Raw genomic sequence first — 13,948 nt, 5'->3', positions numbered from 1 at the left:
AGGAGGAATGGGGTGGCTGGCGTCTGAAAGCCTTTGACAGCCAGCACGGGGAAGAGCATCGATGAATGGAGCCGACTTTATCCTCCTGATCAACATGACCGTTTCCGGTCTGTTTGCTTTCGCATTTCTCGGCATTGCCGTCTATGCGCGGGATAATGCGGCCGCGCCTATCTTCGCCTTCGGTTTTATTTTCGCAATGCTCTATTTCCTGACAGAGCTTGCCATGCCTTCCATTCCCAATCCCCGCCTCGGCTATATGCTCGCCTTTTCGACCTATTACCTGACATTGTCCTGTCTGGTCGTCGGTCTGGCGCGAATGTATGCCCGACCGGTGCCATGGATTGCGCTCGGTCTGCTGACAATTGTGTCGCTTGCCGTGGTCTACGGCATATATGACATTGCCCGCAGCCAGATGATCGGCATGGTGCTTTATCAGGCACCTTATTTCCTCGTCCTGCTGCTTGCGGTTTGGCTGATCCTGCGGGTGGATCGCAACGGTATCGATACGCTGATGGCGGTGCTGTTCGGCTTTAGTGCAGTCCATTTTCTGTTCAAGCCGGTCATTGCGATGCTGTCGGGAGGGACGGGAGCTGAACCCAGAGACTATATCGATACGACCTATGCGATGTTCTCGCAGTCGATCGGTGCCGCTCTTTCTGTTGCGGGTGGACTGCTTCTGCTCCTGAGCCTGATGCGGGAGCTGATTGCCAATATGCTGATCCGCTCCGAAACCGACCAGCTATCGGCGCTGCTCAACCGGCGCGGCTTCGAGTTTCGCGCCGAAGCCGCAATCGAAAAATCGAAACGCATGCGGCAGGCCCTGTCACTTGTTCTGTGCGACATCGACCACTTCAAGGTAATCAATGATACGCATGGTCATGCGCTGGGAGATCGCGTCATCGCGGCTTTCTCTGCCGAGTTGCGCAAGGCAGCGAATGCCAAGGGCGGGATTGCCGCGCGTATAGGCGGCGAGGAATTCGCCATCATTCTGCCGGGCAACACGATCCAGTCCGCATGGCGATTTGCGGACAAGACTCGGCTTGTCTGCCGCGATGTCCATATTTCCGGCAGGAATGGCGGGATTGAATTTACCGCGAGCTTTGGCATCGCGGAAATGGAATTCGACGATGTGTTCTCTGACCTCTACAAGCGGGCCGACGGAGCGCTTTATGAAGCGAAGAAGGGCGGGCGCAACTGCGTCCGCAGTGCCCTGCCGATATTGGTGGACGAAAACATCGTGGAATTCCGCTCAAAGGCCGGGCGTTGAACGAATTCTAATGATAGCCGCAGCCCGCATGGTCGAGAACCGGTGTTTCCCCGCGGTCAATTCCATACATGAAAGAGCGCCCGCGCAGCACGACTGCGCTTTCGCAATTGCTGTTGGGCTTGGCGACGATATAGGCAACTGCGTGATCCCGTGGCGCGGTAATCACCTTCATGCGTTGCGGCGAAGGCAAAAATGACTTCTGTGCTGCGCCGACCCGGATGATTCTGGCGCCATTATCCGGCATCTGGATGACAAGATTGCCCGATGCGTCGACGGTGCGCGCAGCTTCCTGGGCAAGCGCGGGACCGGCCAGCGCAAGAACGCCGACGACTACGAAACCAAGCATCATCCGTTTGCGGTTTGTCATCGTTGATCGAGCCTTATCACGCATGATCCCAAAGAGAATGAGGACTATCTTAACTCTTTCTTTACCTTTGTCATCCGTGCTGGCTAAAATCGAACCGGTCTTCCCGTGCGCTACTGCTTCGCAGGTCGCAGGCGGAAGAACTGGAAACGCCAAGGAACGTCCAATGACCAAAGATCATGCCGTCGATATTGCGCTCCTCCATCTGCGTGATGCTCACGAATTCGCGCCGTTGCTGGCAAGCTATGCGCAGGCGCTGAAGCGCGGCGCTCCACGCCGTCCCGACGATTTTTATGCCGAGCACCTGCTTCAGGATCGCGCTGCTGAAACGCTGGGGGCCAGGGTTGACGGAAATCTGGTCGGCTTCGTGATCTTCTATGATCTGCCCGAACCCGTGACGGGCCTGCGTGCGGGACAGGTGGACCATATCTATGTGCATCACGATCATCGTGGAAAGGGCATCGCCAAAGCGCTGATCGACGTGCTGGCCGACAAGGCCGAGGAGCGCAGCTGGTCCAAGCTGGTGCTCAACGCGCCGCGCGTGCCGGAAGATGGTCGCAAGCTCTATGAACAGATCGCCACGGCTGCCGACTGGTCGAGCTATGTGATTCGATTCGGCAATTAATCGATTTCTCAAAAGTTGATGAAATTACACATGTTTTTGCCGGTTGCGGCGTTCAATCGTTTGAATGCCGCAATCACGCGAATGTGTCGCCCAGGTGCGACCAATTGTTAGTCTTTTCGTGAAAAAGCTTCTTTGACGTGATGGTAAAAGCGCAGTAGAAAGCGCCACATAGGGCCGTACGCCACGGCCCTGCCATATTTTATTGGGTCGTACCGGCGCGGGATCGTAAAGTCCGGTTCCCTGCGCTTTGGACGACGTCGAACGAGGGTTCGGGAGAACCCGCCATCTGGCTGCTTCGCTGATCTTCGTCTGCGGGGTGTGGCCGGAGAGAAACGTCAGGGAAGCCTACAGAGCCATGACACAACCGACTGTAACGCGCCAGCGTCCTTTGTCGCCGCACCTGTCAATCTACAAGCCGGTCATTACGATGACGATGTCCATCGTTCATCGCATCACAGGCGGCGCACTTTACTTCGGCACAATTTTGCTGGCGGCCTGGCTGATTTCGGCTGCAGTCAGCGAAGAGTGCTTCAATTTCGTCAATGCATTGTTCTCGTCCTGGATCGGTCGCCTGATCCTGTTCGGCTATACCTGGGCACTTCTGCACCATCTGGCTGGTGGCGTTCGTCATCTGATCTGGGATACGGGCGCTGGTCTTGAAAAGCACACAGCTTCGAAGATCGCCTGGGCGACCGTCGTTTTCTCCGTCATCGCCACGATCCTCGTCTGGGTCGTTGCCTATTCGGTGCGCTAAGGGGAGCTGGTTTCATGAACGGTATGAATAATGACATGCGTACCCCGCTCGGCAAGGTCCGGGGTCTGGGGTCGGCCAAGGAAGGCACCGGTCATTTCTGGTATCAGCGCCTGAGCGCCGTCGCTCTTGTGCCGCTGGTCATGTTTTTCATCGGTCTGGTTATTTCGCTCAATGGCGCAAGCTATGCGGAAGTCCGGGCTGCCCTGTCGCATCCCTTCACGGCCATCGTGATGGCGCTGTTCGTTCTGACCGGCGTCTATCACATGCGTCTGGGTATGCAGGTCATTATTGAAGATTATGCGCATAGCGAAGGCATGAAGGTCGTGCTGGTGATGCTGAACACCTTCTTTACGGCGGTGGTCGGCTTTGCCTGCATCTTTGCGATCATCAAGCTGAGCTTCGGAGGTTGATAGCCCGATGGCTAGTGCAGTAAACAACGCGGCTGACGCCGCTGTGGCAAGCAAATATACCTATGTCGATCACAAGTTCGACGTGGTGGTGGTTGGAGCCGGTGGCGCAGGCTTGCGCGCAACGCTCGGTATGGCCGAGCAGGGCCTGAAGACGGCCTGTATCACCAAGGTTTTCCCAACCCGTTCGCACACGGTTGCCGCACAGGGCGGCATTGCAGCTTCGCTCAAGAATATGGGCCCGGATAGCTGGCAGTGGCATATGTACGATACTGTCAAGGGATCGGACTGGCTCGGCGACACCGATGCGATGGAATATCTGGCGCGTGAAGCGCCTGCCGCTGTCTACGAACTGGAACACTACGGTGTGCCTTTCTCGCGTACGGAAGAAGGAAAGATCTATCAGCGCCCGTTCGGCGGTCACATGCAGAATTTCGGCGACGGTCCTCCGGTTCAGCGCACCTGCGCTGCTGCCGACCGTACCGGCCACGCGATCCTGCATACGCTCTATGGCCAGTCGCTCAAGAACAATGCGCAGTTCTTCATCGAATATTTCGCGCTTGATCTCATCATGACTGACGGTGTCTGCACCGGCGTCGTGGCGTGGAACCTCGATGATGGCACCATCCATCGCTTCTCCGCCAAGATGGTGGTTCTGGCGACGGGCGGTTATGGCCGTGCCTATTTCTCGGCAACCTCTGCCCATACCTGCACCGGCGACGGTGGTGGCATGGTTGCACGTGCCGGCCTGCCGCTGCAGGACATGGAATTCGTGCAGTTCCATCCGACCGGTATTTACGGCGCTGGCTGCCTGATTACTGAAGGCGCACGCGGTGAAGGCGGCTATCTGGTCAATTCTGAAGGCGAGCGCTTCATGGAGCGCTATGCGCCTTCGGCCAAGGACCTCGCCTCGCGTGACGTTGTCTCGCGCTGCATGACCATGGAAATCCGTGCTGGCCGTGGCGTCGGCAAGGCCAAGGATCACATCTTCCTGCATCTCGACCATCTCGATCCGGCTGTTCTGCATGAACGCCTGCCGGGCATTTCGGAATCGGCCAAGATTTTTGCGGGCGTTGACGTGACCAAGGAGCCGATCCCGGTTCTGCCGACCGTTCACTACAATATGGGCGGTATTCCGACCAACTATTGGGGCGAAGTGCTGAACCCGACTGAAGCCGATCCGGACCGCGTACAGCCCGGCCTGATGGCTGTCGGCGAAGCGGGTTGCGCTTCGGTGCATGGTGCAAACCGTCTCGGCTCCAACTCGCTGATCGATCTGGTCGTGTTCGGCCGCGCGGCTGCAATCCGCGCCGGTCAGGTCATCGACCGCAAGTCGAAGATCCCGGACCTGGACCTCGCTGCCTGTGACAAAATCATGGAACGCTTCGATCGTCTGCGTTTTGCCAACGGCTCCCAGCCAACCGCAGAACTGCGCGAGAAGATGCAGCGCACCATGCAGGAAGATGCCGCTGTGTTCCGCACATCGGAATCGCTCAAGCAGGGCGTCGAGCGCATGGAAAAGCTCTGGCACGAACTGCCGGACATCAAGGTCACTGACCGTTCAATGATCTGGAATTCCGATCTCGTTGAAACGCTTGAGCTGGAAAACCTGATGGCCAATGCGCTGACGACGGTTGTTTCCGCCGAAGCGCGGCAGGAAAGCCGCGGCGCTCATGCGCATGAGGATTTTCCGGATCGCAACGATGCCGTGTGGCGCAAGCACACCCTGTCCTGGCTATCGCCGGATGGCAAGGTCAAGCTTGACTACCGCCCTGTCCACCTCGATCCGTTGACGACGGAAGAGGAAGGCGGCATCAGCCTCGCCAAGATTGCGCCGAAGAAGCGCGTTTACTAATCAAGGGAAAGAGCAATGGTTGAACTCGCACTTCCCAAGAATTCGCGCCCGCAAGAGGGCAAGACCTGGCCGCGCCCCGACGGTGCGAAGCGGGTCACCGAATTCCGCATCTATCGCTGGTCGCCGGATGACGACGCCAATCCAAGCATCGACACTTATTATGTCGACCGCGACGATTGCGGTCCGATGGTTCTGGATGGTCTGCTCTATATCAAGAACAAGATCGACCCGACGCTGACGCTGCGCCGTTCATGCCGTGAAGGTATTTGCGGTTCCTGCGCCATGAATATCGACGGCGCAAACACGCTTGCCTGCACCAAGGGCATGGACGACATCAAGGGCGCCATCAAGGTTTATCCGCTGCCGCATATGCCGGTGGTGAAGGACCTTGTGCCGGACCTCACCAATTTCTACGCTCAGCATCGTTCCATTGAGCCTTGGCTCAAGACGGTTTCGCCGGAGCCGCAGAAGGAGTGGCTGCAGAGCCATGAGGACCGTCAGAAACTCGATGGTCTCTACGAGTGCATTCTGTGCGCCTGCTGCTCGACGTCGTGCCCGAGCTACTGGTGGAACGGCGACCGTTATCTCGGCCCTGCCGTGCTGCTTCAGGCCTATCGCTGGCTGATCGATAGCCGCGACGAAGCCAAGGGCGAACGCCTCGATAATCTCGAGGACCCGTTCCGGCTCTATCGCTGCCACACGATCATGAATTGCGCGCAGACCTGCCCGAAGGGCTTGAACCCTGCCAAGGCGATTGCCGAAATCAAGAAGATGATGGTCGAGCGCCGCGTGTAATTGCGTCATCCTTATCGGTTTGAATGCGGGGAAGGTGCAAACCTTCCCCTTTTTCTTGATGTGAGCTCTGGTTGCCATCGCAGAAGGCTTGATCTTTGTAGCTGCGCCGATATCTCATTGGAGAATATATCCATCGGAGACAGGGCAATCATGCTCGATCATATCGGTTTCAACATTTCCAGCATGCCCAAATCGCGGGGTTTCTATGATGCGGCATTGGCACCGCTGGGCATTTCCCGTGCCATGGAGTTCGGCGACTGGGTGGGATACGGGCGCAACGGCAAGCCGGAATTCTGGATCGGCAAGCAGAAAGGCGCGAAACTGGAGGGCGTGCTTCACGTCGCTTTCTCGGCTGGAACCCGCTCCGAGGTCGACCGCTTTTATGAAGCGGCCATTGCCGCCGGTGGCGCCGACAACGGCAAGCCAGGCCTTCGGCCCGACTATCACCCCGATTATTACGCTGCCTTTGTGACCGACCCGGATGGGCACAATATCGAAGCAGTCTGCCACCTGCCCGAATAAAAAGCGGGCTTGCGCCCGCTCATCATTTCCGTGTCTTGAACTCGCTCAGACCAGCTTTGCATCCAGCGTAACCTCGATGGCACCCAGTGCTTTCGAGAGAGGACAGGACTGCTTGGCCTTGTTGGCGAGAGCCTCAAAATCTTCGACCGAGATGCCTGGAATAGTCGCGTTGAGTGTCAGCGCACTGCGGCTGATCTCAAAGCCGCCGCCAGCGGCGGGGCCGACAGTAACTGCTGCCGTTGCTTCCAGTTTTTCCGGAGGTGTTCCGTGTTCCGTCAGGAGTGCGGAAAGCTGCATGGCAAAGCAGCCAGCATGGGCAGCGCCCAGAAGTTCTTCCGGATTGGTGCCGGAGCGACCGCTTTCGTCCTGAAAACGAGCTTTGAAATCATAAGGCAGGTTCTTCAGCGCACCGCTTTGCGTGTTGAGGGTGCCTTTGCCCTCCTTCAGCGTGCCTTGCCAGATGGCGGTTGCTTTTCTGTCCATGGGAAGCTCTCCTCTCGGTTGGGATTTCCGCTACCGATATAGGGCGCCTGACCACGGCTTCCAGCAATCACGCTGAACTAGATGGACTGTCCTTTCAACAGACGCGGCGTATCGCCCGAAAGACCGGCGGCCTGCTTGATGAAGAAGGATTTCAGTGTCGGCACCCGGTCGACGAGCCCCAGACCAATATCGCGGATCGAGCGGATCGCCGGATTGTCATTGGAAAAAAGCTTGGTCAGGATATCTGTCGTCACGCCCATCTGCACGGTGTCGAAGCGACGCCAGGACTGGTAGCGCTCCAGGGCGGCAAACGAACCGATGTCGAGGCCGAGGCGGTCTGTTTCGACCACGACTTCGGCAATTGCGGCGGCATCTCGGAAGCCGAGATTGAGGCCCTGACCGGCAATCGGGTGGATACGGTGCGCCGCATCGCCCACCAGCACGAAACGTGGTTTCACGAATTCGCGCGCCAGCGTCAGGCCGAGCGGGAAGGCGCGGCGCGGTCCTTCGACATGCAGGGCACCGAGACGATGACCGAAGCGCTGTTCTAGTTCCGCTTCGAATACGAAGTCGTCTTCGCGGATGAGGCGTTCGGCATCCGATGTGCGCTCGGTCCAGACGAGGGAGCTGCGATTGCCCTTCAACGGAAGGATCGCAAATGGACCTGCTGGCAAAAAGTGTTCGTCCGCCCGGCCGCCATGCGGCAGTTCATGGGCGACATTGCACACGATGCCGGACTGGCCGTAGTCCCAGTTGACCGTCTTGATGCCAGCCAGATCGCGCAGGCGGGAGCGCGCGCCATCGGCAGCGATCAGCAGGCGTGTTTCAAGCGCGTCTCCATTGGAAAGAGTGACCGTCACACCTTCTGGGAGATTGTTGAAATTCTCTACGCTGGTGGCTTCAAGGAAGACGATTCCGAGCGCTTCAGCCTTACTGTGGAGGGCGGTGTTGAGGACACGGTTTTCAACCATATGGGCAAAGGGTTCGCCGGGTTCGACTTCACCTTCGAAAGTGAGAAACACCGGGCGCACGGGATCGGAAGTACGCGAATCGGTGATGACCATTTCCGTGATGGGCTGGGCTTCGGGGAGTATTTCCTGCCAGCAGCCGAGCTGGTCCAGCATACGCGATGCAGCAGCGGCAATCGAGGAGGCACGCGGGTCGTTCTTCCAGGCACCAGCCGGTGCACCGTCGATCACGGTGACGGAAAGGTGCGGCGCCGCCGATTTGATCGCAACCGCCGTAACGAGCCCGACATAGCCACCGCCTGCAATCACCACATCGTTATTGCGTGGAACTTCCGCATTTTTCTGGCCAGCCATTGTCGTTCCTTTCCAGAATCCGTCTTTCGCGCAGTGTTTTGGCATATATCGTCGCGTATGAAACCCGATATTTTGCCGCGCCGCCTGTTCTGGCCCAAACCGCAGCCCAATCAATGGCGCGGGAATGTGTTTCCTTTGGCCTGCCCGGTTCTTGACAGGTATGGACGCGCAGGCTCAAACATGCCTCTCGAACTTTGTAAAGCATATATGGTTGCGAGAGGCAGGCTGTCCATGTCTGATGAAGAAAAGTCCGGGATCGAGCAGACGGCGGCAATGCGTGAGCTTCTTTCCATCCTCGATCTGGAAACGCTTGAGGTGGACCTGTTCCGCGGCAACAGCCCGCAGGTTGGCTGGCAACGGGTTTTCGGCGGGCAGGTGATCGGGCAGGCGCTGATCGCTGCGCAGCGCACGATTGAGCCAGAACGGTACGTCCATTCCCTGCATGCCTATTTCGTGCGGCCCGGCGACCCGGCGATCCCGATTGTCTATGAGGTGGATCGCATTCGCGACGGGTCTAGCTTCAGCACACGGCGCGTTCTGGCAAAGCAGCATGGCAAGGCTATTTTCTCCCTTTCGGCCTCGTTTCAGGTGGATGAGGGCGGGCTCGACCATCAGATGCGGATGCCCGAAGGGCTGCCGCAGCCGGAGCAACTGGTCGGCGACCATGACATCAAGGAAAAATATCTGGATATGGCGCCGCCCGGCGTCCGCAAATATTGGGAAAGGGAACGCCCAATCGAGATCAAGCCGGTCTCACTCACCCATTATTTCTCGCGGGAAAAGCTGGAGCCGGTGCAGCATGTCTGGGTGCGCGCAAGGGGGCTCGTCCCGGATGATCGCGCATTGCAGGCCGCCATTCTCGCCTATCTTTCCGACATGACGCTGCTCGATACTTCGCTTCATCCGCATGGCCGTTTCATTTTCGACCGCGACATGCAGGTTGCGAGCCTCGACCACGCCATGTGGTTTCATCGTCCGTGCAGGCTTGATGACTGGCTGCTCTACACGCAGGATACGCCAAGTGCCTCCGGCGCGCGCGGTTTTAACCGAGGCGCGCTTTATACGCGCGACGGCGTGCTGATTGCATCGGTCGCGCAGGAAGGATTGATCCGCGTCCACGATGAAAAGAAATGATTATTTTTTAATCGCAGGTTAGTATGTCGATTAAAAATTAGGCACTTCTCTGCTGGTTGGCGGAATGCCCATGGTGCAAAACCTGAACCGAATGAATCACTTAAGGGGTTATTCGGTTCGAAATTGTAGCGGCATCATCTCGTCGATGGCCCGGAATTTCCGCAACCGGCGCACCGAATATCAGAAAATTTGCAGTTAATTTGCCAGTCGGGGCCAACTGGCACGATTTTTGTTTCTCTCTGTTTGAACCGGTCTTTCCAGCGCAGCCGCGTTTGAAGCCGCCCTTCGACGGAGATATTCGATGCTCATAACAGGAAGAAACAAGCAAACGGCCCTTCTGGCTACCCTGCCTGCGCTCGTCGCCATGGCCGGGACGGCAATGGCACAGGACGCCGCACCGACACCAACCCTCGATACGGGCGATACGGCATGGATGCTGACTTCAACCGCGCTTGTGTTGATGATGACCATACCCGGTCTCGCATTGTTCTATGGTGGCATGGTGCGCAAGAAGAACGTGCTGTCCACGGTAATGCAGAGCTTTGCAATCACCTGTCTCATGTCCATTCTGTGGATGGTTGCAGGCTATTCGCTCGCCTTCACCGATGGCGGATCGCTCAATTCTTATATAGGCGGGCTTTCCAAGGCCTTCTTCTCCGGCGTCACGATGGAATCACTAACGGGAACCATCCCCGAATATGTGTTCATCACCTTCCAGATGACTTTCGCCGTCATCACGCCCGCACTCATCGCCGGTTCGTTTGCCGAGCGCATGAAGTTTTCCTCCATGCTGGTCTTCCTGACCCTGTGGCTGTTTATCGTCTACATCCCGGTCGCGCATTGGGTCTGGGGTGGCGGCTTCATGGCGTCGGATGGCGTGCTCGATTTTGCTGGCGGTACAGTGGTTCATATCAATGCTGGTGTCGCCGGTCTGGTTGCGGCCCTTATCATCGGCAAGCGTGACGGATACGGCCACACCAACATGGCGCCGCACAATCTCGTGCTGTCGGTCATCGGCGCTGCCCTTCTGTGGGTTGGCTGGTTCGGCTTCAACGCCGGTTCTGCCGCCGGTGCCAATGCGCTCGCTGGCGTCGCCATGCTCAACACGCAGGTTGCGACCGCCGGTGCGGCTCTGGCCTGGATGTTCGTGGAATGGGCGATTGCAGGCAAGCCAAGCGTACTCGGCATCATTTCTGGCGCCGTTGCGGGCCTTGTCGCCGTTACGCCTGCCGCCGGTTTCGTCAACCCTATGGGTGCGCTCATCATCGGCATCGTCGCCGGTGTGGTCTGCTATGTGGCGGCCGTGAAGATCAAGCATGCACTCGGTTATGACGATTCGCTCGATGCGTTTGGCGTCCATGGTGTCGGCGGCTTCGTCGGTGCGGTGCTGACCGGTCTCTTCGCCGATGCGGCGATCAACCCGGCCAGCGAAGGTGCAACCATCGGCAAGCAGTTCTTCGGCGCTGTCATCACGATTGTCTATACGGCGATTGCTACCGCGATCATTCTCTACGTGGTCAAGGCTGTCATGGGCCTGCGCCCCAGCAAGCAGGCCGAGATCGAAGGCCTCGACATCGCTTTGCACGGCGAATCCGTTCAATAGAGCGGGATTGTCTCAAGAGGAAAAAGGCGCGGAAACCGCGCCTTTTTCATTTCATCAACGGATTTGTTTGCGACCCCTTGCATGGTTAATGAGGAATTAACCATCCAGCGATTAGGATCGGACCGATTCAATGTGCCCGGAGCATTTCCGCTCAGGGCCCAGCAAATATTTTCGGTTCGGGACAGGCTATATGCGGCAAGGATATTCGCCCTCATACCCGCTGCGTGACGAGCGGATTACGGAAGACAGGCTGAAACTGGCCAATCTCTTCCGCAGGCAGTTCTATATCCTGTTCGGATTGGGCCTTCTGGCGCTCACGGGCATGGCTGTTGGCGCATTGGCGACATGGAATGTTGCCGATCCGAGCTTCAGTCATGCGACCGACAATCCGGTAACGAATGCGCTTGGCTATCCCGGCGCAGTTTTCTCCGACATTGCCATGCAGTTTTTCGGTCTGGCGAGTGTTCCCGCTCTGCTTCCGCTTGCCGTGTGGTCGCTTCTGATGATGACGCGCGGCGGCATCGGACGCATAGCCAAACGCAGTTTCGCATGGCTTGCCGCAGCACTCCTGTTCGCAGCCATCGCCAGTTGCTTCGCCGTACCCGAAAGCTGGCCGATGCCGATCGGTCTCGGTGGCGTCTTCGGTGACATGATTCTGAAGTTTCCGGGCCTTTTCCTCGGCAGTTTCCCGCAAGGAGCCATCGCCTCGGGCATTGCGCTTATCCTTGCAGTCCCGGCTTTCTGGCTCTGCCTTTTCGCCAGCGGTATCATTGGGCGCGGTGCGGGGATCGTCAATCCTGCGCAGCCTTCAGCTCGGCGTGGTGCGGAGGACGATGATTTCGCGGCAAATGACGAGGATGATGAAGCATCAGCCGGTGGCGGTTTCCAGCTTATGGGCGCACTCACCCATCTGGCACTGACCACGACCGCTAACTTCAAGCGCCTGACCGGGCTTGGCCGACGTCGCCCGCGTGCGGAAGATTTCGACGATATGCGCGTCGTGCGCCGCAATGCCGAAACACGCAATGCGCCGCGCCGTGAACCCGGTTTCGGTGCGCCTGCCGCTGCCGATGACGAACCGCCTTTCGATATGGACGATATGGATGACGGCGCGCCGCTCGTCGGTCAGGAATGGCACGATGCGCCGCCGCCGCGGAGCCGCAAGGCCCGCGTGGAGCAGGCCGCCCCGTCCCCGAAACCTGGTCCACGCGCCCAGCGCGAGGCACAGCCATCCTTCCTCAAGGACAACGGCGTTTTCGAAATGCCATCACTGCATTTCCTTGCCGAGCCAAAGCTTGTCCAGCGCGACCCTGCGCTTTCCAAGGATGCGCTGGAACAGAACGCCCGTTTGCTGGAAGGTGTTCTGGAAGATTTCGGTGTGCGTGGTGAAATCATCAATGTGAAGCCTGGCCCGGTCGTCACGCTTTACGAACTGGAACCTGCGCCGGGTATCAAGTCATCACGCGTCATCGGCCTTGCCGACGATATCGCCCGCTCGATGAGCGCGATTGCGGCACGCGTGGCCGTCATTCCGGGCCGCAATGCCATCGGCATCGAACTGCCGAACCCGAAGCGTGAAATGGTTTATCTGCGCGAAATGCTGGCAAGCCGCGACTTCGAACAGTCCAAGGCGAAACTGGCGCTTGCGCTTGGCAAGACCATCAATGGTGAGCCGGTCATCGCCGATATTGCGAAGATGCCGCACGTGCTCGTTGCCGGTACGACCGGTTCGGGCAAGTCAGTGGCGATCAATACGATGATCCTGTCGCTGCTCTATCGCATGACACCGCAGGAATGCCGCCTGATCATGATCGATCCAAAGATGCTGGAACTCTCCGTCTATGACGGTATTCCGCATCTGCTGACGCCCGTTGTGACCGATCCGAAGAAAGCTGTCGTTGCGCTCAAATGGACCGTGCGCGAAATGGAAGACCGCTATCGCAAGATGTCGAAGGTCGGCGTTCGCAATATTGACGGTTTCAATCAGCGCGTCGGCCTTGCGCAGAAGAAGGGCGAGCCGATTGCCCGCACCGTGCAGACCGGCTTTGACCGCAATACCGGCGAGGCGATCTACGAGACGGAAGAACTCGATCTGGAGCCGATGCCGTATATCGTCGTGATTATCGACGAAATGGCTGATCTGATGATGGTCGCTGGCAAGGATATCGAAGGTGCCGTGCAGCGTCTTGCGCAGATGGCCCGTGCGGCGGGAATCCACGTCATCATGGCGACGCAGCGCCCGTCGGTCGATGTCATCACCGGCACGATCAAGGCCAATTTCCCGACCCGTATTTCCTTCCAGGTGACGTCGAAAATCGACAGCCGCACCATTCTGGGCGAGCAGGGTGCCGAACAGCTTCTCGGTCAGGGCGATATGCTCTTCATGGCTGGCGGCGGTCGTATCCAGCGCGTGCACGGACCATTCGTCGGCGACGACGAGGTGGAACGCATTGTGCAGCATCTGAAGCTTCAGGGCGTGCCGGAATATCTCGATGCCATCACCGAGGATGAAGAAGACGACGAAGGCGGCAGCGGTCCGGCTGGTACTGGCAATCTGGAAGATTCCGACGATCCTTACGATCAGGCCGTTGCCGTGGTGCTGCGTGACAAGAAGGCTTCGACTTCCTACATCCAGCGTCGTCTCGGCATCGGTTATAACCGGGCTGCCTCAATCATCGAACGCATGGAAGAGGAGGGCATTGTCGGCCCGGCCAACCATGCGGGCAAGCGTGAAATTTTGGTTCCGACTGGCGACGATGATTTCTGATGGCCATACTCGCGCCCAACTGGCGGCGTAGTTAAACAGAATGATGAAAA

Annotated in this window: 13 protein-coding genes; 10 read left to right on the top strand and 3 right to left on the bottom strand. The window is 58.1% G+C overall.

The features are described from left to right. Positions 1-61: 61 nt before the first annotated feature. The gene (locus F9K94_RS10340) at positions 62-1,267 is read left to right on the top strand and encodes a GGDEF domain-containing protein (RefSeq protein WP_061344526.1); all 1,206 of its coding nucleotides are present in this window, start codon (positions 62-64) and stop codon (positions 1,265-1,267) included. Positions 1,268-1,274: 7 nt separating this feature from the next. Here F9K94_RS10340 and F9K94_RS10335 read toward each other — a convergent pair whose 3' ends face one another. Then, the gene (locus tag F9K94_RS10335) at positions 1,275-1,634 is read right to left on the bottom strand and encodes a hypothetical protein (RefSeq protein WP_061344525.1); all 360 of its coding nucleotides are present in this window, start codon (positions 1,632-1,634) and stop codon (positions 1,275-1,277) included. Between the two features lie 163 nt (positions 1,635-1,797). Here F9K94_RS10335 and F9K94_RS10330 point away from each other — a divergent pair, with 163 nt between their 5' ends. The 6 genes from F9K94_RS10330 (at position 1,798) to F9K94_RS10300 (ending at position 6,589) form a co-directional block, all read left to right on the top strand. Beyond that, on the top strand, positions 1,798-2,256 hold the full coding sequence (locus F9K94_RS10330; RefSeq protein ID WP_006470954.1) for a GNAT family N-acetyltransferase: 459 nt from the start codon (positions 1,798-1,800) through the stop codon (positions 2,254-2,256). 355 nt (positions 2,257-2,611) lie between these two features. Continuing rightward, entirely contained in the window at positions 2,612-3,010 is a 399-nt protein-coding gene (gene sdhC / locus F9K94_RS10320) for a succinate dehydrogenase, cytochrome b556 subunit (RefSeq protein WP_151645488.1), read from the top strand. A gap of 14 nt (positions 3,011-3,024) precedes the next feature. After that, complete coding sequence (gene sdhD, locus F9K94_RS10315; protein WP_061344523.1) at positions 3,025-3,420, top strand: succinate dehydrogenase, hydrophobic membrane anchor protein; 396 nt, start codon at positions 3,025-3,027, stop codon at positions 3,418-3,420. A gap of 7 nt (positions 3,421-3,427) precedes the next feature. Then, positions 3,428-5,272 carry a succinate dehydrogenase flavoprotein subunit gene (gene sdhA / locus F9K94_RS10310; RefSeq protein ID WP_061344522.1) on the top strand — a complete coding sequence of 615 codons (1,845 nt, stop codon included), beginning with the start codon at positions 3,428-3,430 and terminating at the stop codon, positions 5,270-5,272. A gap of 15 nt (positions 5,273-5,287) precedes the next feature. Beyond that, positions 5,288-6,067, top strand: coding sequence for a succinate dehydrogenase iron-sulfur subunit (locus F9K94_RS10305; RefSeq protein ID WP_010657572.1), 780 nt, complete (start codon positions 5,288-5,290; stop codon positions 6,065-6,067). 150 nt (positions 6,068-6,217) lie between these two features. Next, a complete protein-coding gene (locus F9K94_RS10300; protein WP_151555383.1) occupies positions 6,218-6,589 on the top strand; it encodes a VOC family protein in 372 nt (123 codons plus the stop codon). Positions 6,590-6,634: 45 nt separating this feature from the next. On the opposite strand, the gene F9K94_RS10295 is transcribed toward F9K94_RS10300, so the two are convergent. Continuing rightward, positions 6,635-7,072: an OsmC family protein gene (locus tag F9K94_RS10295; RefSeq protein WP_151645486.1), complete on the bottom strand. Its 438-nt coding sequence runs from the start codon at positions 7,070-7,072 to the stop codon at positions 6,635-6,637. A 77-nt stretch (positions 7,073-7,149) separates the two neighbouring features. Next, positions 7,150-8,394 carry a ubiquinone biosynthesis hydroxylase gene (locus F9K94_RS10290; protein ID WP_151645484.1) on the bottom strand — a complete coding sequence of 415 codons (1,245 nt, stop codon included), beginning with the start codon at positions 8,392-8,394 and terminating at the stop codon, positions 7,150-7,152. Between the two features lie 231 nt (positions 8,395-8,625). Here F9K94_RS10290 and tesB point away from each other — a divergent pair, with 231 nt between their 5' ends. The 3 genes from tesB (at position 8,626) to F9K94_RS10270 (ending at position 13,898) form a co-directional block, all read left to right on the top strand. After that, positions 8,626-9,528: an acyl-CoA thioesterase II gene (gene tesB, locus F9K94_RS10285; protein WP_061345198.1), complete on the top strand. Its 903-nt coding sequence runs from the start codon at positions 8,626-8,628 to the stop codon at positions 9,526-9,528. A 301-nt stretch (positions 9,529-9,829) separates the two neighbouring features. Then, positions 9,830-11,131, top strand: coding sequence for an ammonium transporter (locus F9K94_RS10275; RefSeq protein ID WP_151645482.1), 1,302 nt, complete (start codon positions 9,830-9,832; stop codon positions 11,129-11,131). Between the two features lie 190 nt (positions 11,132-11,321). After that, complete coding sequence (locus F9K94_RS10270; protein ID WP_151645480.1) at positions 11,322-13,898, top strand: FtsK/SpoIIIE family DNA translocase; 2,577 nt, start codon at positions 11,322-11,324, stop codon at positions 13,896-13,898. Positions 13,899-13,948: the final 50 nt, after the last annotated feature.

Source organism: Brucella tritici (assembly GCF_008932285.1).
Lineage (GTDB): Bacteria > Pseudomonadota > Alphaproteobacteria > Rhizobiales > Rhizobiaceae > Brucella > Brucella tritici.
Note: the sequence above shows the minus strand (reverse complement) of the source record. Positions and strands in the feature narration are given on the sequence as shown.